Source organism: Enterobacter sp. BNK-29 (genome assembly GCF_048684785.1).
Taxonomy (GTDB): domain Bacteria; phylum Pseudomonadota; class Gammaproteobacteria; order Enterobacterales; family Enterobacteriaceae; genus Enterobacter; species Enterobacter cloacae_M.
On record NZ_JBLQTU010000001.1, the window covers coordinates 3,917,960 to 3,940,102 of the forward strand.

Annotated in this window: 25 protein-coding genes and 2 tRNA genes; 14 read left to right on the plus strand and 13 right to left on the minus strand. The window is 56.6% G+C overall.

Annotated elements, in window-relative coordinates; translation table 11 throughout:
* The first annotated feature begins 95 nt into the window (after nucleotides 1-95).
* From sufA to ldtE, 7 genes are all read left to right on the plus strand, one after another.
* The gene (gene sufA / locus ACMGGX_RS18740) at nucleotides 96-464 is read left to right on the plus strand and encodes a Fe-S cluster assembly scaffold SufA (RefSeq protein WP_008500631.1); all 369 of its coding nucleotides are present in this window, start codon (nucleotides 96-98) and stop codon (nucleotides 462-464) included.
* An 8-nt stretch (nucleotides 465-472) separates the two neighbouring features.
* Complete coding sequence (sufB, locus tag ACMGGX_RS18745) at nucleotides 473-1,963, plus strand: Fe-S cluster assembly protein SufB (protein WP_420298713.1); 1,491 nt, start codon at nucleotides 473-475, stop codon at nucleotides 1,961-1,963.
* Between the two features lie 9 nt (nucleotides 1,964-1,972).
* Complete coding sequence (gene sufC, locus ACMGGX_RS18750; protein WP_014831592.1) at nucleotides 1,973-2,719, plus strand: Fe-S cluster assembly ATPase SufC; 747 nt, start codon at nucleotides 1,973-1,975, stop codon at nucleotides 2,717-2,719.
* On the plus strand, nucleotides 2,694-3,965 hold the full coding sequence (gene sufD, locus ACMGGX_RS18755; RefSeq protein WP_420298714.1) for a Fe-S cluster assembly protein SufD: 1,272 nt from the start codon (nucleotides 2,694-2,696) through the stop codon (nucleotides 3,963-3,965). The genes sufC and sufD overlap by 26 nt, the downstream gene beginning before the upstream one ends.
* Nucleotides 3,962-5,182 (plus strand): cysteine desulfurase SufS, encoded by a 1,221-nt coding sequence (sufS, locus tag ACMGGX_RS18760; RefSeq protein WP_420298715.1) that lies wholly within the window; start codon nucleotides 3,962-3,964, stop codon nucleotides 5,180-5,182. The genes sufD and sufS overlap by 4 nt, the downstream gene beginning before the upstream one ends.
* A 14-nt stretch (nucleotides 5,183-5,196) precedes the next feature.
* On the plus strand, nucleotides 5,197-5,613 hold the full coding sequence (sufE, locus tag ACMGGX_RS18765) for a cysteine desulfuration protein SufE (protein WP_028012869.1): 417 nt from the start codon (nucleotides 5,197-5,199) through the stop codon (nucleotides 5,611-5,613).
* Between the two features lie 97 nt (nucleotides 5,614-5,710).
* On the plus strand, nucleotides 5,711-6,724 hold the full coding sequence (gene ldtE / locus ACMGGX_RS18770; protein WP_033145307.1) for a L,D-transpeptidase LdtE: 1,014 nt from the start codon (nucleotides 5,711-5,713) through the stop codon (nucleotides 6,722-6,724).
* A gap of 60 nt (nucleotides 6,725-6,784) precedes the next feature.
* Here ldtE and lpp read toward each other — a convergent pair whose 3' ends face one another.
* From lpp to ACMGGX_RS18795, 5 genes are all read right to left on the minus strand, one after another.
* Nucleotides 6,785-7,021, minus strand: a complete 237-nt coding sequence (gene lpp, locus ACMGGX_RS18775; protein WP_010430241.1) for a murein lipoprotein Lpp — start codon at nucleotides 7,019-7,021, stop codon at nucleotides 6,785-6,787.
* Nucleotides 7,022-7,330: 309 nt separating this feature from the next.
* Nucleotides 7,331-8,752, minus strand: a complete 1,422-nt coding sequence (gene pykF / locus ACMGGX_RS18780; RefSeq protein ID WP_029739779.1) for a pyruvate kinase PykF — start codon at nucleotides 8,750-8,752, stop codon at nucleotides 7,331-7,333.
* Nucleotides 8,753-8,759: 7 nt separating this feature from the next.
* Entirely contained in the window at nucleotides 8,760-9,056 is a 297-nt protein-coding gene (locus tag ACMGGX_RS18785) for a hypothetical protein (RefSeq protein WP_420298716.1), read from the minus strand.
* 73 nt (nucleotides 9,057-9,129) lie between these two features.
* Nucleotides 9,130-10,275 carry a PLP-dependent aspartate aminotransferase family protein gene (locus tag ACMGGX_RS18790; protein WP_348561655.1) on the minus strand — a complete coding sequence of 382 codons (1,146 nt, stop codon included), beginning with the start codon at nucleotides 10,273-10,275 and terminating at the stop codon, nucleotides 9,130-9,132.
* An 11-nt stretch (nucleotides 10,276-10,286) separates the two neighbouring features.
* On the minus strand, nucleotides 10,287-11,657 hold the full coding sequence (locus ACMGGX_RS18795; protein ID WP_420298717.1) for a pyridoxal-phosphate dependent enzyme: 1,371 nt from the start codon (nucleotides 11,655-11,657) through the stop codon (nucleotides 10,287-10,289).
* Nucleotides 11,658-12,057: 400 nt separating this feature from the next.
* On the opposite strand from ACMGGX_RS18795, the gene ACMGGX_RS18800 reads away from it, so the two are divergent.
* The 4 genes from ACMGGX_RS18800 to fumD all read left to right on the plus strand — a co-directional run bounded on the left by ACMGGX_RS18800 (nucleotide 12,058) and on the right by fumD (nucleotide 14,897).
* On the plus strand, nucleotides 12,058-13,080 hold the full coding sequence (locus ACMGGX_RS18800) for a methionine ABC transporter ATP-binding protein (protein WP_126794371.1): 1,023 nt from the start codon (nucleotides 12,058-12,060) through the stop codon (nucleotides 13,078-13,080).
* Nucleotides 13,073-13,741: a methionine ABC transporter permease gene (locus tag ACMGGX_RS18805; protein WP_008500617.1), complete on the plus strand. Its 669-nt coding sequence runs from the start codon at nucleotides 13,073-13,075 to the stop codon at nucleotides 13,739-13,741. The genes ACMGGX_RS18800 and ACMGGX_RS18805 overlap by 8 nt, the downstream gene beginning before the upstream one ends.
* 23 nt (nucleotides 13,742-13,764) lie before the next feature.
* Nucleotides 13,765-14,577, plus strand: coding sequence for a MetQ/NlpA family ABC transporter substrate-binding protein (locus tag ACMGGX_RS18810; protein WP_008500616.1), 813 nt, complete (start codon nucleotides 13,765-13,767; stop codon nucleotides 14,575-14,577).
* A 110-nt stretch (nucleotides 14,578-14,687) separates the two neighbouring features.
* The gene (gene fumD / locus ACMGGX_RS18815; protein WP_008500615.1) at nucleotides 14,688-14,897 is read left to right on the plus strand and encodes a fumarate hydratase FumD; all 210 of its coding nucleotides are present in this window, start codon (nucleotides 14,688-14,690) and stop codon (nucleotides 14,895-14,897) included.
* On the opposite strand, the gene ACMGGX_RS18820 is transcribed toward fumD, so the two are convergent.
* Genes ACMGGX_RS18820 through ACMGGX_RS18835 form a run of 4 tightly spaced genes read right to left on the minus strand, consistent with a single transcriptional unit; the run spans nucleotide 14,878 to nucleotide 17,972 of the window.
* Entirely contained in the window at nucleotides 14,878-15,564 is a 687-nt protein-coding gene (locus ACMGGX_RS18820; protein WP_348560980.1) for an amino acid ABC transporter permease, read from the minus strand. The genes fumD and ACMGGX_RS18820 overlap by 20 nt on opposite strands.
* Entirely contained in the window at nucleotides 15,548-16,324 is a 777-nt protein-coding gene (locus tag ACMGGX_RS18825) for an amino acid ABC transporter permease (RefSeq protein WP_348560982.1), read from the minus strand. The genes ACMGGX_RS18820 and ACMGGX_RS18825 overlap by 17 nt, the downstream gene beginning before the upstream one ends.
* Entirely contained in the window at nucleotides 16,324-17,139 is an 816-nt protein-coding gene (locus ACMGGX_RS18830; RefSeq protein WP_420298718.1) for an amino acid ABC transporter ATP-binding protein, read from the minus strand. The genes ACMGGX_RS18825 and ACMGGX_RS18830 overlap by 1 nt, the downstream gene beginning before the upstream one ends.
* A 2-nt stretch (nucleotides 17,140-17,141) precedes the next feature.
* On the minus strand, nucleotides 17,142-17,972 hold the full coding sequence (locus tag ACMGGX_RS18835) for an ABC transporter substrate-binding protein (protein ID WP_161798672.1): 831 nt from the start codon (nucleotides 17,970-17,972) through the stop codon (nucleotides 17,142-17,144).
* A 245-nt stretch (nucleotides 17,973-18,217) separates the two neighbouring features.
* On the opposite strand from ACMGGX_RS18835, the gene ACMGGX_RS18840 reads away from it, so the two are divergent.
* Complete coding sequence (locus tag ACMGGX_RS18840) at nucleotides 18,218-18,385, plus strand: hypothetical protein (RefSeq protein WP_014831607.1); 168 nt, start codon at nucleotides 18,218-18,220, stop codon at nucleotides 18,383-18,385.
* A 92-nt stretch (nucleotides 18,386-18,477) separates the two neighbouring features.
* Here the strand turns inward: ACMGGX_RS18840 and ACMGGX_RS18845 are convergent, their stop codons facing one another.
* A complete protein-coding gene (locus ACMGGX_RS18845; RefSeq protein ID WP_003857665.1) occupies nucleotides 18,478-18,618 on the minus strand; it encodes a hypothetical protein in 141 nt (46 codons plus the stop codon).
* 125 nt (nucleotides 18,619-18,743) lie between these two features.
* On the opposite strand from ACMGGX_RS18845, the gene ACMGGX_RS18850 reads away from it, so the two are divergent.
* Together ACMGGX_RS18850 and ACMGGX_RS18855 are read left to right on the plus strand one after the other, a co-directional pair.
* Complete coding sequence (locus ACMGGX_RS18850; RefSeq protein ID WP_420298719.1) at nucleotides 18,744-19,526, plus strand: MBL fold metallo-hydrolase; 783 nt, start codon at nucleotides 18,744-18,746, stop codon at nucleotides 19,524-19,526.
* 72 nt (nucleotides 19,527-19,598) lie between these two features.
* Nucleotides 19,599-20,234, plus strand: a complete 636-nt coding sequence (locus tag ACMGGX_RS18855) for a carbonic anhydrase (RefSeq protein WP_023311344.1) — start codon at nucleotides 19,599-19,601, stop codon at nucleotides 20,232-20,234.
* Nucleotides 20,235-20,262: 28 nt separating this feature from the next.
* On the opposite strand, the gene ACMGGX_RS18860 is transcribed toward ACMGGX_RS18855, so the two are convergent.
* From ACMGGX_RS18860 to ACMGGX_RS18870, 3 genes are all read right to left on the minus strand, one after another.
* Nucleotides 20,263-21,858 carry an FAD-NAD(P)-binding protein gene (locus ACMGGX_RS18860; RefSeq protein WP_420298720.1) on the minus strand — a complete coding sequence of 532 codons (1,596 nt, stop codon included), beginning with the start codon at nucleotides 21,856-21,858 and terminating at the stop codon, nucleotides 20,263-20,265.
* A gap of 120 nt (nucleotides 21,859-21,978) precedes the next feature.
* Nucleotides 21,979-22,055: transfer RNA gene (locus ACMGGX_RS18865), tRNA-Val, on the minus strand.
* Between the two features lie 4 nt (nucleotides 22,056-22,059).
* A tRNA-Val gene (locus ACMGGX_RS18870) sits at nucleotides 22,060-22,136 on the minus strand.
* Nucleotides 22,137-22,143: the final 7 nt, after the last annotated feature.

The window sequence follows — 22,143 nt, forward strand, 5'->3', positions numbered from 1 at the left end:
TTAGCCGAATGCCCCTGCTGACAGAGGGTTGAAGTGATAATCGTTATCACTAACATGGTGTTATGCCCTGATGGCTTATCAGATGAGGTGGACCTATGGAACTGCATTCAGAAACCTTTAATCCTGCCGATTTTGCCTGGCGCGGCTTAACGCTCACGCCAGCGGCGGCGGCACATATTCACGAGCTGGTGGCGAAAAAGCCCGAGATCCTCGGCGTACGTTTGGGCGTCAAACAGACCGGCTGCGCGGGTTTCGGCTACGTGCTCGATACCGTCACCGAGCCCGAGAAAGATGACCTGGTGTTCGAGACGGACGGCGCGAAACTGTACGTCGCGCTGCAGGCCATGCCGTTTATTGACGGTACCGAAGTGGACTACGTCCGCGAAGGCTTAAACCAGTTATTCAAATTTCATAACCCGAAAGCCCAGAACGAATGCGGCTGCGGCGAAAGCTTTGGGGTATAGGCGGAACTATGTCTCGTAATACTGAAGCATCGAGTGATGTAAATACCTGGAGCGGTGGGCACCTCAACTATAAAGAGGGGTTCTTCACCCAGCTGCAGACCGATGAGCTGGCGAAAGGCATTAACGAAGATGTCGTGCGGGCGATCTCGGCGAAACGTAACGAGCCGGAGTGGATGCTGGAGTTCCGCCTGAGCGCCTTCCGCGCCTGGCTGGAGATGGAAGAGCCGCACTGGCTGAAAGCGCATTATGACAAGCTGAACTATCAGGATTACAGCTACTACTCTGCGCCCTCCTGCGGCAGCTGTGACGACACCTGCGCCTCGCAGCCCGGCGCGGTGCAGCAAACCGGCGCTGAAAACAGCTTCCTCAGTAAAGAGGTGGAAGAGGCCTTTAACCAGCTTGGCGTGCCCGTGCGTGAAGGGAGAGAGGTGGCGGTGGACGCCATTTTCGACTCCGTCTCGGTGGCGACCACCTACCGCGAGAAGCTGGCAGAGCAGGGGATCATTTTCTGCTCCTTCGGCGAAGCGATTCACGATCATCCGGAACTGGTGAAAAAGTACATTGGGACCGTGGTGCCCTCTAACGACAACTTCTTTGCGGCGCTCAACGCGGCGGTAGCCTCTGACGGCACCTTTATCTATGTGCCGAAAGGCGTGCGCTGCCCGATGGAGCTGTCGACGTATTTCCGCATCAATGCCGAAAAAACCGGCCAGTTCGAACGCACGATTCTGGTCGCGGATGAAGGCAGCTACGTCAGCTATATCGAAGGGTGCTCCGCCCCGGTTCGCGACAGCTACCAGCTGCACGCGGCGGTGGTGGAGGTCATCATCCACAAAGATGCCGAGGTGAAATACTCCACGGTGCAAAACTGGTTCCCGGGCGACGGCAATACCGGCGGTATCCTGAACTTCGTCACCAAGCGCGCGCTGTGCGAAGGTGAAAACAGCAAGATGTCGTGGACCCAGTCTGAAACCGGCTCTGCCATCACCTGGAAATACCCGAGCTGCATCCTGCGCGGGGATAACTCCATCGGTGAATTTTACTCCGTGGCGCTGACCAGCGGCCACCAGCAGGCCGATACCGGCACCAAGATGATCCACATTGGTAAAAACACCAAATCGACCATCATCTCGAAAGGGATCTCTGCCGGGCATAGCCAGAACAGCTATCGCGGGCTGGTGAAAATCATGCCGACGGCCACCAATGCGCGAAACTTTACCCAGTGTGACTCGATGCTGATTGGCGCAGACTGCGGGGCGCATACCTTCCCGTACGTCGAGTGTCGTAATAATACGGCCCAGCTTGAGCACGAGGCGACGACGTCGCGGATTGGGGAAGATCAGCTCTTCTACTGCCTGCAGCGCGGGATCAGCGAAGAAGACGCCATCTCGATGATCGTCAACGGCTTCTGTAAGGACGTGTTCTCTGAACTGCCGCTGGAATTTGCCGTTGAAGCCCAGAAACTCCTCGCCATTAGTCTTGAACACAGCGTCGGTTAAGGAAAGCACATGTTAAGCATTAAAGATTTACAGGTCAGCGTAGAAGACAAAGCCATCCTGCGTGGCCTCAATTTTGACGTTAAGCCGGGTGAAGTTCACGCCATCATGGGGCCGAACGGCTCCGGGAAAAGTACGCTTTCTGCGACGCTGGCAGGGCGCGAAGATTATGAGGTGACCCACGGCTCGGTGGAGTTTAACGGCAAGGATCTGCTGGAGATGTCGCCGGAAGATCGCGCGGGAGAGGGCATCTTCATGGCCTTCCAGTACCCGGTCGAAATTCCGGGCGTCAGCAACCAGTTCTTCCTGCAGACGGCGCTGAATGCGGTGCGCAAGTATCGCGGCCTGGAGGCGCTGGACCGCTTTGACTTCCAGGACCTGATGGAAGAGAAGATCAAGCTGCTGAAAATGCCGGAAGATCTGCTGACCCGCTCGGTGAACGTTGGCTTTTCCGGCGGCGAGAAAAAGCGTAACGACATTCTGCAGATGGCCGTGCTGGAGCCCGAGCTGTGCATTCTGGATGAGACCGACTCCGGTCTGGATATCGACGCCCTGAAGATTGTCGCTGACGGGGTGAACTCCCTGCGCGACGGCAAGCGTTCGTTCATTATCGTCACCCACTACCAGCGCATTCTGGACTACATCAAGCCGGATTACGTTCACGTGCTTTACCAGGGGCGTATTGTGAAATCCGGTGATTTCACGCTGGTTAAACAACTGGAGGAGCAGGGCTATGGCTGGCTTACCGAACAGCAGTAATGCGCTCCAGCAGTGGCACCGGCTGTTTGAAGCCCAGGGCGGCACGCGCTCTGAGCAGGCGCAGCAGCATCTGCAGCAGATGCTGCGTCTCGGCCTGCCGACGCGTAAGCATGAGAACTGGAAATATACCCCGCTTGATGGCCTGCTGAACGCCGAGTTCGTGACCCGTCTGGCGGATCTCACCCCGGCGCAGCGTGACGCGCTGGCCGTAAACGTGGATGCCGTGCGCCTGGTGTTTGTCGACGGTGAGTTCCGTCCGGAGCTGAGCGACGCCCTTCAGGGGGGCGGATTTGAGATTGAGATAAACGACGATCGCCAGCGCCTGAGCGCCCCGGTTCAGCCTGAGGTTTTCCTCCACCTGACCGAGAGCCTGGCCCGCAGCGTAACGCACATCCGCGTGAAGCGTAACCAGCGTCCGGCAAAACCGCTGCTGCTGATGCACATCACCCAGGGGCTGGACGGCGACGAAATCAACACCGCGCACTATCGTCACCATCTGGAGCTGGCCGAGGGGGCGGAGGCCACGGTGATTGAACATTACGTCAGCCTCAACGAGACGCGCCACTTTACCGGCTCGCGTTTGACGATGAACGTTGCCGCCAACGCCCAGCTCCACCACGTCAAGCTGGCGTTCGAGAACCCGCAGACCCACCACTTTGCCCATAACGACATTGTGCTGGGTCAGGATGCCGCAGCCTACAGCCACAGCTTCCTGCTCGGCGGGTCGGTGCTGCGCCACAACACCAGCACGCAGCTTAACGGTGAAAACACCACGCTGCGCATCAACAGTCTGGCGATGCCGGTTAAATCTGAAGTGTGCGACACGCGCACCTGGCTGGAGCACAACAAGGGCTACTGCAACAGCCGCCAGCTGCACAAAACTATCGTGAGTGATAAAGGGCGCGCGGTGTTTAACGGACTGATTAACGTGGCGCAGCACGCCATCAAAACCGACGGGCAGATGACCAACAACAATCTGCTGTTAGGTCGCCTGGCGGAGGTGGACACCAAACCGCAGCTGGAGATCTACGCCGACGACGTGAAGTGCAGCCACGGTGCGACGGTCGGGCGCATCGACGACGAGCAGATGTTCTACCTGCGTTCCCGCGGTATCGACCAGCAGGCGGCGCAGAAAATGATTATCTATGCGTTTGCCGCCGAACTGACGGAAGCGCTGAACGATGGTCAGTTGAAACAGCAGGTGCTGGCGCGTATCGGTCAGCGTCTGCCTGGAGGCGAAGCATGAGTTTTCCCGTCGAGAAAGTACGGGCAGATTTTCCGGTTCTGACCCGTGAAGTGAACGGTCTTCCTCTGGCCTATCTGGACAGCGCGGCCAGCGCGCAGAAGCCGAACCCGGTCGTGGATGCGGAAGCCGAGTTTTATCGCCACGGCTACGCCGCCGTGCATCGCGGTATTCATACCCTGAGCGCCGAGGCGACCCAGCGTATGGAAAACGTGCGCACGCAAATTGCCGCCTTCCTCAATGCAAAATCGCCTGAGGAGCTGGTCTTCGTGCGCGGAACCACCGAAGGGATCAACCTTGTCGCTAACAGCTGGGGCAACGCGCAGGTCCACGCGGGGGATAACATTATCATCACCCAGATGGAGCACCACGCCAATATCGTGCCGTGGCAGATGCTCTGCGAGCGCGTTGGCGCGCAATTGCGGGTCATTCCGCTCAACGTTGATGGGACGCTGCAGCTCGAGCAGCTCGACGCATTGCTTGATGACCGCACGCGGCTGGTGGCGGTCACCCAGGTCTCTAACGTGCTCGGGACTGAAAACCCGGTGGCAGAGATTGTCGAAAAAGCCCATCAGGCCGGCGCGAAGGTGCTGATTGACGGCGCCCAGGCGGTCATGCACCACGCGGTTGACGTTCAGGCGCTGGACTGCGATTTCTACGTCTTCTCAGGCCACAAGCTCTATGGGCCGACCGGGATTGGCGTACTGTACGTGAAAGAAGATATCCTGCAGGCGATGCCGCCGTGGGAAGGGGGCGGGTCGATGATCGCCACCGTCAGCCTGACGGAAGGCACCACCTACGCGCGCGCGCCGTGGCGTTTTGAGGCGGGTACGCCCAACACCGGCGGGATTATCGGGCTGGGGGCGGCGGTTTCCTACGTCTCCGCAATCGGCCTTGATAGCATTCAGGAGTACGAACAGCTGCTGATGCACTATGCGCTTGCCGAGCTTGCCAGCGTGCCGGATCTGACCCTCTACGGGCCTGCCGACCGGCAAGGGGTGATCGCATTCAATCTCGGGAAACATCACGCCTATGACGTGGGCAGTTTCCTCGATAACTACGGCGTGGCGGTCCGTACCGGGCACCACTGCGCCATGCCGCTGATGGCGTTTTACCAGGTACCGGCAATGTGCCGCGCGTCGCTGGTGATGTACAACACAACGGAAGAGGTCGACAGGCTGGTGGCGGGACTTAAGCGTATTCACCAGCTGCTGAGCTAACGGAGAGGCAAAAGATGGCAGAACTGCCGGACAGAGACAAATTGCTGCGCAACTTTGGGCGTTGCGCAAACTGGGAAGAGAAGTACCTTTATATCATCGAGCTGGGGCAGCGTCTGCCGCCGCTCGGTGAAGAGGCGCATAACCCGGAAAATATTATTCAGGGCTGTCAGAGCCAGGTGTGGATTGTGATGGAACAGTCTGACGACGGCACGATAGCACTGCACGGCGACAGCGATGCGGCCATTGTAAAAGGGCTTATTGCGGTCGTCTTTATTCTTTACCACCGGATGTCGGCGCAGGATATTGTCGCGTTTGATGTCCGCCCGTGGTTTGAAAAAATGGCCCTGACCCAACACCTCACCCCGTCTCGTTCCCAGGGACTGGAAGCGATGATTCGCGCGATCCGCGCCAAAGCTGCAATCCTTAGCTAGACTTACAGAACAGCATTCATTCTGTTTCGCGAGGTGGTTCCCGCCTCGCTGGTTTTTCAGCTTTCTGGCGTCCTGTCAGTGAATAAGGAATCTCAGCATGAAGCGCGCGTCTCTCATAACTCTATTACTCCTCAGTTCGCTCGGCGCACTTAATTCGGCCCGCGCGATGGACTATCCGTTGCCGCCCGCAGGCAGTCGCCTGATTGGGCAAAATCAAACCTACACGATACAGGAAGGGGATAATAAGCTGCAGACCATCGCCCGCCGGTTTAATACCGCGGCGCAGGTGATCCTGGAAACGAACAATACCATTGCGCCGGTAAACCCTGCGCCGGGAACCGTCATTACCATCCCGTCGCAGATGCTGCTGCCGGACACGCCGCGCGAGGGGATTGTGGTGAACCTCGCTGAGCTGCGGCTCTACTATTTCCCGCCGGGAGAAAACATCGTTCAGGTCTTCCCGCTCGGCATCGGACAGCTGGGGCTGGAAACGCCGGTCACGACCACGCGCGTAAGCCAGAAAATCCCGAATCCCACCTGGACACCCACGCCGGGCATCAGAGCACGCTCTCTGGAGCAGGGAATTAAATTACCTCCAGTGGTACCTGCCGGGCCAAATAACCCGCTGGGACGCTTTGCACTGCGTTTAGGCGTGGGCAACGGGGAATATCTCATCCACGGCACCAGCGCGCCGGACAGCGTTGGCCTGCGCGTCAGCTCCGGCTGTATGCGGATGAACGCCCCGGATATTAAGGCCCTGTTTGAACAGGTGCGGGTTGGCACGCGGGTACAGATTATCAATGAACCCGTGAAGTTCTCCGTGGAGCCGGATGGTAAACGCTATATTGAAGTCCACCGCCCGCTGGCGCAGGCTGAGGGAGAAAACCCGCAGGTCTCGCCCATTACCCACTCCGCCGACTTTGCAACCTTTGTTTCTCAGGCGGGAAGCGATAAGGCGCTGATTGAGAAAGCCCTGTCGCGCCGCGCCGGGATCCCGGTTATCGTGTCGTCAGGGAGCGGCCCGTCGGCCAGCAATAGCGTGTTATCGGTGCAGAACAGTCGGGTGTCCGCTGCGGTAGCGGAAGATGAAGGGGAGAAGGTGACGCAGTAGCCGTTTGACGCAGGCAAAAAAAATGGCGCACAATGTGCGCCATTTTATTAACAGGTACTATTACTTACGGTATTTAGTAGCCTGGTTGTCCAGACGCTGGTTAGCGCGAGCTGCGTCGTCTTTAGCAGCCTGAACGTCGGAACGGATTGCGTTCACGTCGTTGCTCAGCTGGTCAACTTTAGCGTTCAGAGTCTGAACGTCAGAAGACAGCTGATCGATTTTAGCGTTGCTGGAGCAACCAGCCAGCAGAGTAGAACCCAGGATTACCGCGCCCAGTACCAGTTTAGTACGATTCATTATTAATACCCTCTAGATTGAGTTAATCTCCATGTAGCGTTACAAGTATTACACAAACTTTTTTGGGTTGAGAATATTTTTTTGATGGGAATACACCTATTTTTGATCGTTCGCTCAAAGAAGCATCGAATCGGCCCTTTTTGAGCAAAAATCTATGTAAAAAAAGGCATTTATCATCGGATTCATCTTAGATAATTCGCAATTAAATAGAGAAACCCGATTTGCAATTTGAATGACTTTGGCTAATGCGAGGAATAAAAAAAGCGCCCGGAGGGCGCTTTTTATCAAAATTAATTCGTTCGGGAATTATTACAGCACGTGAACAGATGCGGTATTGGTGGTTCCGCTTGGTACCAGCGCGCCAGAAACCATGACCACAACGTCACCTTTCTGTGCCAGACCTCGATCAACCAGCTCCAGAGCCACTTCTTTACCCAGACGGTAGAAATCATCCGTAGACGCGATCTCTTTCACCAGGTGAGGGATCACGCCTTTGCTCAGCACCAGCTGACGAGCCGTGGTTTCGTTGGTGGTCAGTGCCAGGATAGTCGCATCCGGGAAGTATTTACGCACCGCGCGAGCTGATTTACCGCCCTGGGTGGCAACCACGATCAGCGGCGCTTCCAGCTTCTCAGCTGTTTCTACTGCACCGCGGCAAACCGCTTCGGTGATGCGCAGCTTACGGCTGTCGTTGTTGTAGTCCAGACGGCTTTTCATTACGCGGTCGGTACGTTCGCAGATGGTGGCCATGATGGACACCGCTTCCAGCGGATATTTACCTTTTGCGGATTCGCCGGACAGCATAACGGCATCAGTACCGTCCAGGATGGCGTTAGCCACGTCGCCTGCTTCTGCGCGGGTTGGGCGTGGGTTTTTGATCATGGAGTCCAGCATCTGCGTTGCGGTGATAACCACTTTGCGCGCACGAACGCATTTCTCGATCATCATCTTCTGCGCGAAGATCACTTCTTCAACCGGGATTTCTACGCCCAGGTCGCCACGTGCAACCATGATGCCGTCAGACGCTTCGAGGATTTCGTCGAAGTTGTTCAGGCCTTCCTGGTTTTCAATTTTGGAGATGATCTGGATCTTCTCGCCGCCGTGCGCTTTCAGGTGCTCACGAATTTCAACCACGTCTGAGCGCTTACGGATGAAGGAGGCCGCAACAAAGTCAACGCCTTGTTCGCAACCGAAGATCAGGTCCTGTTTGTCTTTTTCAGCCAGTGCTGGCAGTGCGATAGAAACGCCCGGCAGGTTAACGCCTTTGTTTTCGCCCAGGTCGCCGTTGTTCAGCACTTTACAGATAACCTTGTTGCCTTCGATAGCGGTGACTTCCATACCGATCAGACCATCGTCTACCAGCACGGTGTTACCGACGGACAGGTCGTTGGTGAAGCCTTCATAGGTCACTGCAACGATTTCGCTGTTGCCGACAACGGATTTGTCGGTGGTGAAGGTGAAGGTCTGGCCCGCTTTCAGAGAGACGTCGTTACCGCCTTCCAGTTTGATGGTACGGATTTCTGGACCTTTGGTGTCCAGCAGGATGGCAGCTTTTTTACCGGTCTTGCTCATCACGTTGCGCAAGTTCTGGATACGCTGACCGTGTTCTGCGTAATCACCGTGGGAGAAGTTCAGACGCATCACGTTCATGCCGGCGTCCAGCATTTTGGTCAGCATCTCTTCAGATTCGGTTTTCGGGCCGATAGTACAAACAATTTTCGTCTTTTTCATGACAGTCTTAGTCTTTAAGTTGGGAAGGATATGGAAATCTCGCTCCGGGGGCGCACCGCCGCGGAGTCAAACCTGTGTTGCAAAAGAGTATATGACACGCACTAAGGATAGGAGACATCAAATGAGCGTGCAGAAGAAAGTGTGCCTGAGTGACAGCCCAACGAAGGAGAGGAGAAGTTGTACGTTGTTTTTTGTATTCCAAGCGCTGAAACCATTCAACAGGGATTAGGCGCGCATTATACGCTGATTTTAAGATAAAAGGAAAATGGAAACGGTGTTTCAGAAATAATCTGTGCAGTTTCACATAATATTGTTATCAAGGCGTTAAGCCATGATGACAACTTATGGCGGCAGGTGATTGACCTGCCGCGTTTTGCTTATTTTTGCAGCGCCTGGCTGAGATCGGCAATCAGGTCTTTGGGATCTTCAATCCCGACTGACAGACGGATCAGCTGTGGCACAATGCCGTTTGCCAGGCGTTGCTCCAGCGGAATCGAGGCGTGCGTCATGCTGTAAGGCTGGCTCACCAGACTTTCCACCCCGCCGAGGCTTTCCGCGAGGGTGAACAGCTTCAGGTTGCGAATGACCTCGGCGGCGCGTTGCGCATCCCCTTTTACCACGACGGAAATCATCCCACCGGGCAGAGCCATCTGCGTGCGGGCAAGCTGATATTGTGGATGCGATTCCAGGCCGGGATAGAACACCTTTTCGACCAGAGGATGCTGCTCCAGCCATTGCGCAATCGCCAGCGCGTTGGTGCTGTGCTTTTCTACCCTCAACGCAAGCGTTCGAATACCGCGCAGCGTCAGGAAGCTGCTGAACGGATCCAGTACGCCGCCCACCGCGTTTTGCAGATAACCCAGCTTATCCGCCAGTTCACTGTTGTCCCCGACAATCGCCAGCCCGGCCACCACGTCAGAGTGGCCGTTCAGGTATTTGGTGGCGGAGTGCACCACGATATCGAAACCCGACTCCAGCGGACGGTGGATCACCGGCGACGCGAAGGTGTTATCCGCCACGCTGATGACGTTATGACGGCGGGCGATCGCCGCAATGGCCGCCAGATCCGCCAGCTTCAGCAGCGGGTTGGTTGGCGTTTCGACCCACACCATGCGGGTATCCGGGCGAATGGCGGCCTCGAGACCGGCTAAGTCGTCCGGTTTAACCCAGCTGACCTGCAGGCCGGTGCTGCGCTTGCGCACGTTTTCAATCAGGCGGTACGTCCCGCCGTAAACGTCATCAATGGCGACAATATGGCTGTCTTTATCCAGCAGTTCGAGCACCGTGGAGATGGCCGCCAGACCGGAGGCGAAGGCGTAGCCGCGCGTGCCGCCTTCCAGTTCGGCGATGGCGGTTTCCAGCGCATGGCGTGTAGGGTTGCCGCTGCGGGAATATTCATAGCCGGTATGCTCGCCGGGTGACGGTTGCGCAAACGTTGAGGTGGCGTAAATCGGCGGCATGACGGCGCCGTGCTGGTCGTTAAACTCGCCGCTGTGTACGCTCAGGGTAGCCAGGTTTTTCATCATCGATTCCTTTATTGCTGAAGACGGTTGCGCCAGGCGGTCAGAACGTCGCTGCGCGTAATCAGACCGAGAAAACGGTCGTTGTCATTAATCACGGCCACCAGACCGCGGTCGAAGATGGCGTTCAGGGCGCTTTCCGGGGCGTGTTTATCCAGGAACTCCACCTGACGCGTCATGGCTGCCGTCACCGGAAGCGAGAAGCGATCGCCGTCGCCGCCGATATGCCGCAGGAGATCCCACTCGTCGATAATGCCCACCACCTTGCCGTTCTCCAGCACCGGCAGCTGGGAGATGTCATACAGACGCATGCGTGCCAGGACGGTGGAGAGCGTGTCGTCCGGGGCGGCGGTGACGGTGGCGCCTTCATCGTGGCGCAGGGCGATATAGTCAGAGAGATCGCCGGCCTGAGGGCGGGTGATGAGCCCTTGCTGACGCATCCAGTCATCGTTGAACATCTTCGAGAGGTACTTATTGCCGCTGTCGCAGGCGAAGGTCACCACGCGTTTCGGCGCAGTCTGCGCCTGGCAATATTTCAGCGCGGCCGCCAGCAGCGTGCCGCTGGAAGAGCCCGCCAGAATGCCTTCCGTTTTCAGCAGGTCGCGCGCGGTGGTGAAGGCCTCGCGGTCGGTGATGCGCCAGGCGCGATTCACCCCTTCAATGTGGGCCAGCGGCGGAATAAAGTCTTCGCCAATACCTTCAACCAGCCAGGAGCCCGCGTCGTGATAGCGTCCGGTTTCCACCTGGTCGGCGAGAACCGATCCGGCCGGGTCTGCCAGGACGAACTCCGTGTGCGGAGAGTGCTCGGCGAACCACGCCTGCAGGCCGCCCAGCGTACCGCCTGAGCCGACGCCCACCACGATGGCGTCGATCTGGCCGTCAAGCTGCTCGTACAATTCCGGAGCCGTGGTGGTGCGGTGCGCCAGCGGGTTGGCCTCGTTATTGAACTGGTCGATGTAAAACGCGCCGGGCAGCTCGTTGGCCAGGCGCTGGGCGTAATCCTGGTAATAGGCGGGATGGCCCTTGTTGATGTCGGAGCGGGTCAGCACCACCTGGGCACCCAGCGCGCGCAGGTGGAAAATCTTCTCGCGGCTCATTTTGTCCGGCACCACCAGGATCAGCGAGTAGCCTTTCTGGGCGGCGATCAGGGCCAGGCCGAGACCGGTATTCCCCGCCGTCGCCTCAATAATCGTGCCGCCCGGCTGCAGCTGGCCGGTACGCTCCGCTTCGTTAATCATCGACAGCGCAACGCGATCCTTAATAGAGCCGCCCGGATTCTGGTTTTCCAGCTTCAGGAACAGCGAGCAGGGGCCGGTATCAAGCTTGTGCAGCTGGATAAGCGGGGTACGGCCAATCAGTTCGGTGACGGAGTGGTAAATCGTCATGATGTTTTCCTTTCTGGATGTCATGACGGGATGATAGAGCGGCGAAATTTTCGCAATAAAGAACCATTCACTGCTCTTTAGAACAGAAAAGAATATAAATGCCATTTTTGGATGTCAGGACAGCAAGACGTAAAGTTGTCTGGATGTGAGGATGGCTATATCGGCATGAAATGCTGAAAAAATGACCGTTTTTAGCGGGCATCTACCAGCAGATATGCATCCGGCAGATAATCATTGCTGAAATTGATCTAAATGCTTCCCACCCTGTAAATCCGCTGTTTATTTCCGAAAGTTATAACAAATTCTTTTTTGTTCATTTGAAAGCTGATAACGCCTGTTTACTATCGTTTGGACATCCATACTGCTAAACAGCCATGCGCGAAACGGATAAAGAATAAGAATGATCGTACTCAGGAATATTTCGAAGGTTTTTGACAACGGAAAGGTCGCGCTGACTGCCGTTGATAACGTCAATTTGACGATAGAGCAGGGACAGATTTACGGAATTATTGGCTACAGCGGAGCCGGGAAAAGCACGCTGATTCGTCTGCTGAACGGTCTGGAAAAACCCAGCGCCGGAAGCGTGACCATTAACGGGCAGGATATCTCTGCGGCAAAGGGTGAAGCGCTGCGCCAGGCGCGCCTGAAAATCAGCATGGTGTTCCAGCACTTCAACCTGCTGTGGTCGCGCACGGTGAGCGAGAATATCGCTTTCTCGATGCAAATCGCCGGTGTGCCAAAAGCCCGCATCAAGGCGCGCGTCGCCGAGCTGGTGGATCTGGTCGGCCTGAAGGGGCGCGAGAATGCGTACCCGTCCCAGCTGAGCGGCGGGCAAAAGCAGCGCGTGGGTATTGCGCGCGCTTTGGCTAACAGCCCTGACGTGCTGCTCTGCGATGAAGCCACGTCCGCGCTCGACCCGCAGACCACCGATCAGATCCTCGATCTGCTGCTGGATATTAACCGCCGCTTCAGGCTGACCATCGTGCTGATCACCCACGAGATGCACGTAGTCCGCAAAATCTGCGATCGCGTGGCGGTGATGGAGAACGGTAAAGTGGTGGAAGAGGGCGACGTGCTGAGCGTCTTTACCCATCCGCAGCAGCCGATTACGCAGCAGTTTGTCCGACAGGTGAGCCAGTACGCCGAAGAAGAAACTTTCAATACCGAACTGGCAAAGGATCTGGAAGGCACGGTCATCAGGCTGACCTTTACCGGGCACAGCACCCATAAGCCGATCGTGGGTGAACTGACCCTGCGCTACGGCCTGCCGTTTAACATCCTGCACGGGAAAATGACGCAAACCGCCCACGGGGTGTTTGGTCAGCTCTGGGTACATGTCGTGGCATCCGATGAACAACTGAACAATATCCTCGCCGACCTGCAGCACAGCGATATTGAAGGCGAGGTGATTAAACATGGCTGAGAATCTCTTTCCGCATCTCAAGTGGGATCAGCTCTGGGCGGCGACGCTTGAGACGCTGTACATGACCGCGCTGTCCGGCGTGGCGACCTTTGTGCTGGGCATCGTGCTGGGACTGGCGCTTTTTTTAACCGCGCGCGGCGGGCTGTTCCACAACCGCACGGTTTACAGCGTGATTTCGATTGTGGTGAACGTGTTCCGCTCTATTCCGTTCATCATTCTGATTGTCCTGCTGATCCCGTTCACCAAGACCGTCGTCGGCACCATTCTTGGCGCTAACGCGGCGCTGCCGGCGCTGATTGTGGGCGCGGCACCGTTCTACGCACGCCTGGTGGAGATCGCCCTGCGTGAAGTGGATAAAGGCGTCATCGAAGCAACGCGCTCGATGGGCGCACGACTGAGCACGTTAGTGTTTCGGGTTTTACTGCCGGAATCATCACCCGCACTGGTATCGGGTATTACGGTGACGCTCATTGCGCTGGTGAGCTACAGCGCAATGGCGGGGGTGATTGGCGCCGGTGGTTTGGGAAATCTGGCTTATCTGGAAGGATTCCAGCGCAACCATGGTGACGTCACGCTGGTGGCAACGGTGACCATTCTGATCATCGTTTTCATTATCCAGTTCTGCGGCGATGTCATTACTTCACTGTTAGATAAACGCTAATAAATACACACAGGAACCACATCATGAAAAAAACACTGACACTAATCGCCGCCGCAACCCTGAGCGCCCTGAGCTTCGCTTCCTGGGCTGACACCCTGACCGTGGGCGCATCCAACACGCCGCACGCCGAAATTCTGGAGCAGGCAAAGCCAATTCTGGCGAAGCAGGGTATCGACCTGGAGATCAAACCGTTCCAGGACTACATTCTGCCAAACACCGCGCTGGCGGGTCATGACATCGACGCGAACTATTTCCAGCACATTCCTTACCTGAACAGCGTACTGAAGGATCATGCGGGCGATAAAGACTACGATTTCGTCAGTGCGGGCGCGATCCACATTGAGCCAATCGGCATCTACTCCAAAAAATACAAGTCTCTGAAAGACCTGCCGGAAGGTGGCAAGATCATCATGCGTGACGCGGTTTCTGAAGAGGGGCGTATTCTCTCCATCTTTGAGAAAGAGGGCGTGATCAAGCTGAAGCCGGGCATCGACAAAGTGACCGCGCGCATCAGCGACATCGTTGAGAACCCGAAAAAGCTGAAGTTCACGCCGAACGTGGAAGCTTCTCTGCTGCCGCAGATGTACAACAACAACGAAGGCGATGCGGTGGTGATTAACGCCAACTACGCAATTGACGCGGGTCTGGATCCGGTTCACGACCCGATTGCGGTAGAGAGCGGTGAAAATAACCCGTACGCCAACATCATTACCGTGCATCGCGGCGACGAGAAGAAGAAAGATATCGTTGCGCTGGTGAACGTGCTGCACTCGAAAGAGATTCAGGACTGGATCCGCACCAAGTACAAAGGCGCGGTCATCCCAGTAAACAACTAATTTACTGATTTTACAGATGAAGCCCGGCGAGTCTCTCGCCGGGCTTCTTTTTTGTATCCGGCAGGAGAATCATTTAAGCTCAACGTTTAAAAGGCAATGGAGTGATGACGATGGGTAACGTGACCAAAGATGAAGCGCTGTACCAGGAGATGTGCCGGGTTGTCGGGAAGGTGGTGCTTGAGATGCGTGATTTAGGGCAGGAGCCAAAGCATATTGTCATTGCCGGAGTCCTGCGTACCGCGCTGGCGAACCAGCGCGTGAAACGCAGTGAACTGACAACCGAAGCGATGGAAACGGTGGTTAAAGCGCTGGCCGGGTAATGCGCCAGCGTTTCGCAAGCTGTTCGAGCGAGCAGCAGAGCAGGTAGAAGACCACGCCCGTAAAGATAAAAATGGCCGCCGGGTAGATTTGCACCCGGTTGTTGACCTGTCCCGCCACCGTGGTCAGCTCCGGTACGTTCACGATGAACGCCAGCGACGTATCCTTCAGCAGGCTGATAAAAATCCCCACCAGCGACGGCAGAATATTCCTCAGCGCCTGCGGCAGCAGCACGCGCAGGAGGGTTTGCTGGGTGCTGAAGCCCTGAGAAAGTGCGGCCTCGTACTGCCCGGACGGTAGCGCGTTAAGCCCGGCCAGCACCGAATGCATCACGGTTGCTGCGGTAAACCAGGCCAGAGCCAGCGTGACGGTCAGCGCTCCCGGCAGATCGCCTCCGGTCATAAGCGGCAGGAGATACCACATCCAGAAAATTACGAAGATGAGCGGGATACCGCGAATCAGCTCTGCCCACAAAAAGAGGACCTTTCGCACGAGCCCGGTAAAGCGCCAGGCCAGACATGCGAGCACTATCCCACCGGGCAGGGCGATAACGGCGGCCCCGGCAGCCATCATCAACGACAGCAATACTCCCCCTGGTTCACCCGTTGCCGCGCGTCCCCACAGCAGATAGTCGAGGTTATCGGTGATGACGTTAAGTCCGGCAATCATGTTTTTCACTCCCTGAGATGGCGGCGCCTGGGCGTTTACGTTTCGCGTCAGGTCCGATGCGAACCAGCACCATCCCCATGACCAGGCCGGTCAGCAGATAGAGCGCGGTACCGAGGGTAAACGCCTCCAGCGCGTGCGCGTTATAGCTCTCGATCTGTCTGACCTGATAGGTCAGCTCGGCGAAGCCAATCCCGCTGGCGAGCGAGGAGAGCTTCATCAGATTAAGGTACTGGCCCACAACCGGCTGCCAGGCGTTGGACAGGCCCTGCGGCAGAAGAATGTAACGAAACAGACGCCACGCGGAGAATCCCTGCGCGAGCGCCGCCTCCCGCTGTCCGGCGGGCACGGAACGTAACCCCGACTCCACCTCTTCGATTAAAAACGCCGAGGTAAAGACGCCCAACCCCCAGGCAGAACATAAAAACTCGGGCGTAAACCACCAGACGTCACCGGGCAGAATTGACCAGCTGTGATCCGCGTTCACCGCGTCGCGGAACGCCTGCGGTAGCCCGTTCCAGGCGGCAAAATACCAGAACAGTAGCTGTACCAGCAGCGGCGTATTGCGAAACAGCGACACCCAGCTGCTGACGACCGCGTTCCCGGGGCGTCCGCCGGAAAGGCGCAGGAGCATAAAAAGCAGTGCGAGCAGGCTGGCCAGCAGCATCCCGGCAAGCGTGACCCAAAGGGTGGTGAGGAATCCGGAGAGTATCCACTGCAGAGGCTGTCCGGTCAGTACCCCCTGCCAGTCGAGCGCGGGCATTACAGATGCTCCTGATGCAGCGGGTTGAGCACCTTCTGCAGGAACCGCTGCGCGCGCGGATGCGACGGCTGGCTGAAAAACTGCGCCGGGGGCGCGGTTTCCAGAATTTGCCCGCCGTCGATAAAGACAATCCGGTCGGCAATTTCCCGGGCAAACTGCATCTCGTGGGTCACCACGATCATCGTGATCCCGCTGTGGGCGAGGGCTTTCATCACGTACAGCACTTCACCAATCATCTCCGGATCCAGCGCGGAGGTGGGTTCATCGAACAGAATGATTTGCGGTGAAGAGGCCAGGGCGCGGGCAATCGCGACGCGCTGCTGCTGTCCACCGGAAAGTTCTGCCGGGAAATGGTGGGCTTTTTCCAGCATCTCGACCTTCTCCAGCAGGGCCAGCGCGCGCTCCCGGGCAGGCTGCGGCTTCCAGCCGTGAACCTGCTCCAGCGCCAGGGTGATGTTCTGGCTGGCGGTGAGGTGGGCGTAAAGATTGAACTGCTGGAACACAAACCCCACCCGGCTGCGCAGCTGGCGCAGCCCGGTACCAGAGAGCTTTGCGGTAGGCTTGTTGTCGACCAGAATCTCCCCGCTGCTCAGGGTTTCAAGCTGGTTGATGAGACGGATCAGGGTGGATTTACCGGAACCTGAAGGGCCGAGGATGGCGACCACTTCACCGGGCGTGATGGTGAGGTTAATGTCGTTTAAAACCTGATGGTCACCGTAGCGTTTGTCCACGTGACGAAACTCGACGCTGGCCTGTTCCAGATGTGAAAAATCCGCGGCACCGGCCGCGGAGTGTGAAAATAAACCTGAGAGCATAATTATCTGGCTTCTATTTTAAAGGCGCGAGGCTGTGGGGAAGGCGTGTTTGGGCCAAACCAGACATCGTAGATTTTTGCTGCCTGACCGTTCTTCTCGAGGTTAACCAGCTCGTCGTTAACGGCCTTCAGCAGCGCCGTTTCACCTTTTTTCACCCCAACGCCAATCTCTTCTTTACTGAGCAGGTCGGGCAGGATTTTGAAGTTCGCTTTATCCGGCGCCTGCGCCAGCAGACCGGCCAGAATGGTGCTGTCCTGGGTGATGGCCTGTACGTTACCGTTGCGCAGTGCCGTCAGCGCCAGCGGAATATCGTCATAAGAGAGCACGCGTGACTGTGGGAAACGCTGGTGCAGCGCCTGCTCGCCCGTCGTTCCTTTGACCGCGCCAATACGCGCCCGGCTGTAGTCATCAAGCTTGTCCGGTGATTTCGCCGGCACGAGGAACTGCTGGCCGGTGACAAAGTAAGGCGTCGAGAAGTCAATCACCTGCGCGCGTTCCGGGGTGATAGTGATATCCGCCACGATCAGGTCGGCTTTACCTGACTGCAGCAGCGGAATGCGGTTAGCCGGATTGGTGGCAACCAGTTCAAGCTTCACGCCGAGCGATTTTGCCAGCGCTTTGGCGAAGTCCACGTCATAGCCCACGATCTCGTGCGTTTTTGCATCAATAGAGCCAAACGGCGGGTTGGCGTCAAACGTGGCCACTTTCACCACCCCTGCGGCCTTAATATCCGCCAGCTGATCGGCCTGTGCCTGCGCTGAAAGCAGGCTGCCCGCCGCCAGTAATCCCAGAACCAGTGTCCGTTTTGTAAACCCTTTCATGTTTGCTGCCATAGTCATTCGCCATCCCGTTGTTTTTGTTTTACCCCGCTACGCTCCCATAAGCGAAAGCTATCGCCAAATAAGAAATCGTTCTTTGCTATGAGCAAAAAAGCATTAGTGAACAAGGTGTTAATTAAGAGTGAAAAGAACGGGAGGCTATTTGCAGATCCTGCACATCGACAGTGGATTTTGGTATTTCCCCCGCGCGGCATTTGAGTGCTTAACTTAGATCAGACACGGCGAGAGAGGGTAAGACGATGAAAAAATGGATCAGCACGTTACGGCGGTTTTTTGCGACCCGACCAGTGAATGCGGAGAACAGCGCGCAACGTGTTCTTGAGTCAATCCTGCCTGTCGCCAGCCTGTATGGCGTCGACGTCGCCAACATTGACCCGGAGTGGTTCCATGATAAAACGTCACGCTGAACTGCGCCGCACGCGCGAAACGTACTGGAACGAGGTGTGCGTGACGTTTAACGAGTGAAATAAAAAAGCACCGGTTTCCCGGTGCTTTTTTATTAGATTTTGCAGGCGTCGCCGCAGTCATCGTCGGCGACAATCGCCTGCGCTTTTTTGTCTGCATCGTCCAGACGTTCCGCATTACGCTCTTCGGCTTCATCCAGACCGTTAAAGACTAAGTTATCGAGATCAATTTCCATGTGGCACCTGCTCTGTTCAGTTTTCGATACTGGCACAGTATAGGGCAAAAAAAGCCAGCAATGTACCTCGCAGCACATAAGGATAATCCCTGCCATACTCAGTGCTTTATCGCTGAGGAGAGCACATGATTACACTCTGTAAAACCTGCGGAACCGCCTACGATGCCCGCCCGGACAGATGCCCAATTTGCGAGGATGAACGCCAGTACGTGCCCGCCACGGGCCAGGCATGGACCGATCTCGACACCGTCACCGCCACGCATAGCAACAAATGGCAGCAGCTGGAGCCGCGGCTGTTTGGAATCAAAACGGTCCCCGCGTTTGCGATAAACCAGCGGGCGCTGTTCCTGCAAACGCCCCACGGCAATATCCTCTGGGACTGCATCGCCAACCTCGACCCCGCAACCAAAGCGCTCATTACCGCCCTCGGCGGCATCAGCGCGATAGCGATTTCACATCCGCACTATTACACCACCATGCAGGAGTGGGCTGCGGCGTTTGACGCGCCGGTGTACCTGCACGCCAGCGACAGAGAGTGGGTTATGCGCGACAGCCCGGACATTCATTTCTGGGAGGGGGATGCGCTGGAGATTTTGCCGTCGGTCACCTTGCTGCGTCTGGGCGGGCATTTTGCCGGTGGAACGGTGCTGCACTGGCAGGAGGGGGATGGGGTGTTGCTGGTGGGCGATATTCTGCAGGTCACGCCGGGTAAAGACGCCGTCTCGTTTATGTGGAGCTACCCGAATTATCTTCCGCTGCCGGCCCGCACCGTGGCGTCGGTGGTGAGTCATCTCGAAGGCAAAACCTTTGAACGTCTTTACGGCGCGTTCGAAGGGCAGAACATCGAGGCCAGTGCGGACGAGATTGTGCAGCGGTCGGGCCAGAAATATATTGCTTGTCTGAAGTAAACCACGATGGGTAAACTTTACGAGTGTGATCTCGATCATGCCTAAACTAAAACAGATAAAAGAGACATTGCTATGCAACATATCATTGAAGGTTTTCTCAGCTTTCAAAAAGAGATTTTCCCGCAACGTAAAGAACTCTTCCGCAGTTTAGCGTCCAGCCAGAATCCCAAAGCGCTGTTCATCTCATGCTCCGACAGCCGTCTGGTCCCGGAACTGGTCACCCAGCAAGAGCCAGGACAACTCTTTGTCATTCGTAATGCTGGCAACATCGTGCCGCCTTTCGGGCCGGAGCCTGGCGGCGTGTCCGCCACTATCGAATACGCCGTGGTGGCGCTGGGCGTCACGGATATCGTGATTTGCGGTCACTCCAACTGCGGCGCGATGAAGGCGATTGCCGATAACGCGAACCTGGAACCGATGCCTGCTGTGTCACACTGGCTGCGCTATTCCGACGCGGCGAAAGCCGTGGTAGAGAAGAAAACCTGGGATAAGCCGATCGATAAGGTCAATGCGATGGTGCAGGAGAACGTGTTTGCGCAGCTGAGCAACATTAAGACCCACCCGTCCGTCGCGGTGGGCCTGCGTAATAACTCCATCCGACTGCACGGCTGGGTGTACGACATTGAAAGCGGCAAAATCCTCGCCCTGGATAAAGCGACGAAAACCTTCGTTTCGCTGTCTGAAAACCCGGAAGTCTTCTTCGAGTAATCCGCGACAGCAGGGCATGGAAGCCCTGTCAGTTCTCGATATACGGTAGTCTGCGCCGCGATCGCGACGCGGGTTTTTCCGCCGCCTTCGCCATTGCTTCCGCAATCTCTGCACACTCCGCCAGCCCCTGAACGAAGGGACGATCGTGCATCAGCCACGGTATCGCGCCGAAGGCGATGCGCCCGCGAACGGCGTCAGGCGCTTTTAAGGTGTAATCCTCACCGATGTCGGGTATCTCTTCGCCCGTGGCTTCCAGCTGTTTGCGCAGCGTCGGGAAGGGCAGATCCTTCGTTTTGAGCGGCTTCTGCCCGCGCGCATCAATAAACACGTCGAAACGGTAAACGGTCTCTTGTGTGGTGATTACCGTTCGATCGCTGCCAATATCCAGCGTGTAATCGTCACCGAGCGTCGCCACGCTGATGATGCCGGCTTCGCGAAGCGCGAGCAGCCTGCGGATAGACTGCGGAGGAATGGCCGCATAGTTGTCGATAAATACGCGGGCGAGGCCTTGCTTAAAGCGCTCGCTGTCCCGTTCGTTGAGGTGGGGAACAATCTCCTGAACCACCTCATGCAGCCGAAGCACGGTATAGCGCCAGGCTACGGTGCGCCGCTCGCGTTTGTTCCGCTCAACCTCGTTGAGATTTTCTTCCGCCCAGGTAAAGGGGCCGTGCCGTTTACGATCCTCAAACCAGGCCTCACGAATGCTGTCCGCATTCTGCTTATGCAGCGATATTTTCTCGCACCACGTCAGGTCAGCGAGCTGAAGCTCTTTGACTATCAGGGTAAATATACGGTCGAGCAGGCCATCCGATCCTTTGGCAATCTCGCTTTCAGCCGCGCCTTCGGTCAATACCGACAGCGGTTCGTAAGGGATAGGGCAGTAAAAATCGGCTTCCGGCAGAATACCCGTTCGGGACATCAGGACAATCTTCAACGCGTCGCTACCTTTATCCAGCACGAATTTATCGTCACGAAATTCACCGTGCTGCATCACCACCGCCATGGCCGCGTCGAGACCGCTTAACGAAGTCCCCATGATACCGACGCGGCAGGGAGGGATACTGGCGTCCATCAGACCGGACCAGGGGCTTGGGAAGAAGATTCGCGTGGCTTCGTCCTCGTCTGGCCAGACGTGGCCGGTGGCAATAACCGCAAGGTCGAATTGTTCGGGCAAGACGCTGCCGTTGACGGAAAGCGTAACGCCGGTTGTCGCGGGAATGATGTCTGTGACCTTCGCAGATTCATGGACATCAACGTTGAATCCCAGCCTTTTTGCCTCTTTTACGATGGAAAGAAAGCTGTCGCGGAAATACTGACCCAGCAGAAGCCGGGGCAGGAACTGCCGGTCATGCAGGCGGGTTTTATCAACCTTAAAGCGCGCAAGATGGGCGTCACTCTGTTCCTTGAGCCAGTCGAGGTAGGTGATAAAAATGGGCGGGATTTCAATGCTCGCAATGTTCGCCAGCATCAACCGGGAATTATCGTCGTCGTTATAGGGCATACCCACGCCAGCGTCTTCGGATTGTTCGAAAACGGAAACGGAGAGCGGCGTGCTGTTCTTGAGGAGGTGATAAAAGGTGTAAATCCCTGTGGGGCCGGAGCCGATAATCGCGATCTTCTTCATCAACACGTTTCCTGTGTTTTTTTCCATAAGAAAAAGCGTAGCAGGAGAATAATGATGAAAATAAGGGATTAGGAAAATTCAGGATATCAGAAGAGGATTTGCACCATTTCAGGACTGAAATGGTGCGTCCGAGTGGACTCGAACCACCGACCCCCACCATGTCAAGGTGGTGCTCTAACCAACTGAGCTACGGACGCAGAATGGTGCGTTCAATTGGACTCGAACCAACGACCCCCACCATGTCAAGGTGGTGCTCTAACCAACTGAGCTATGAACGCAACGTGT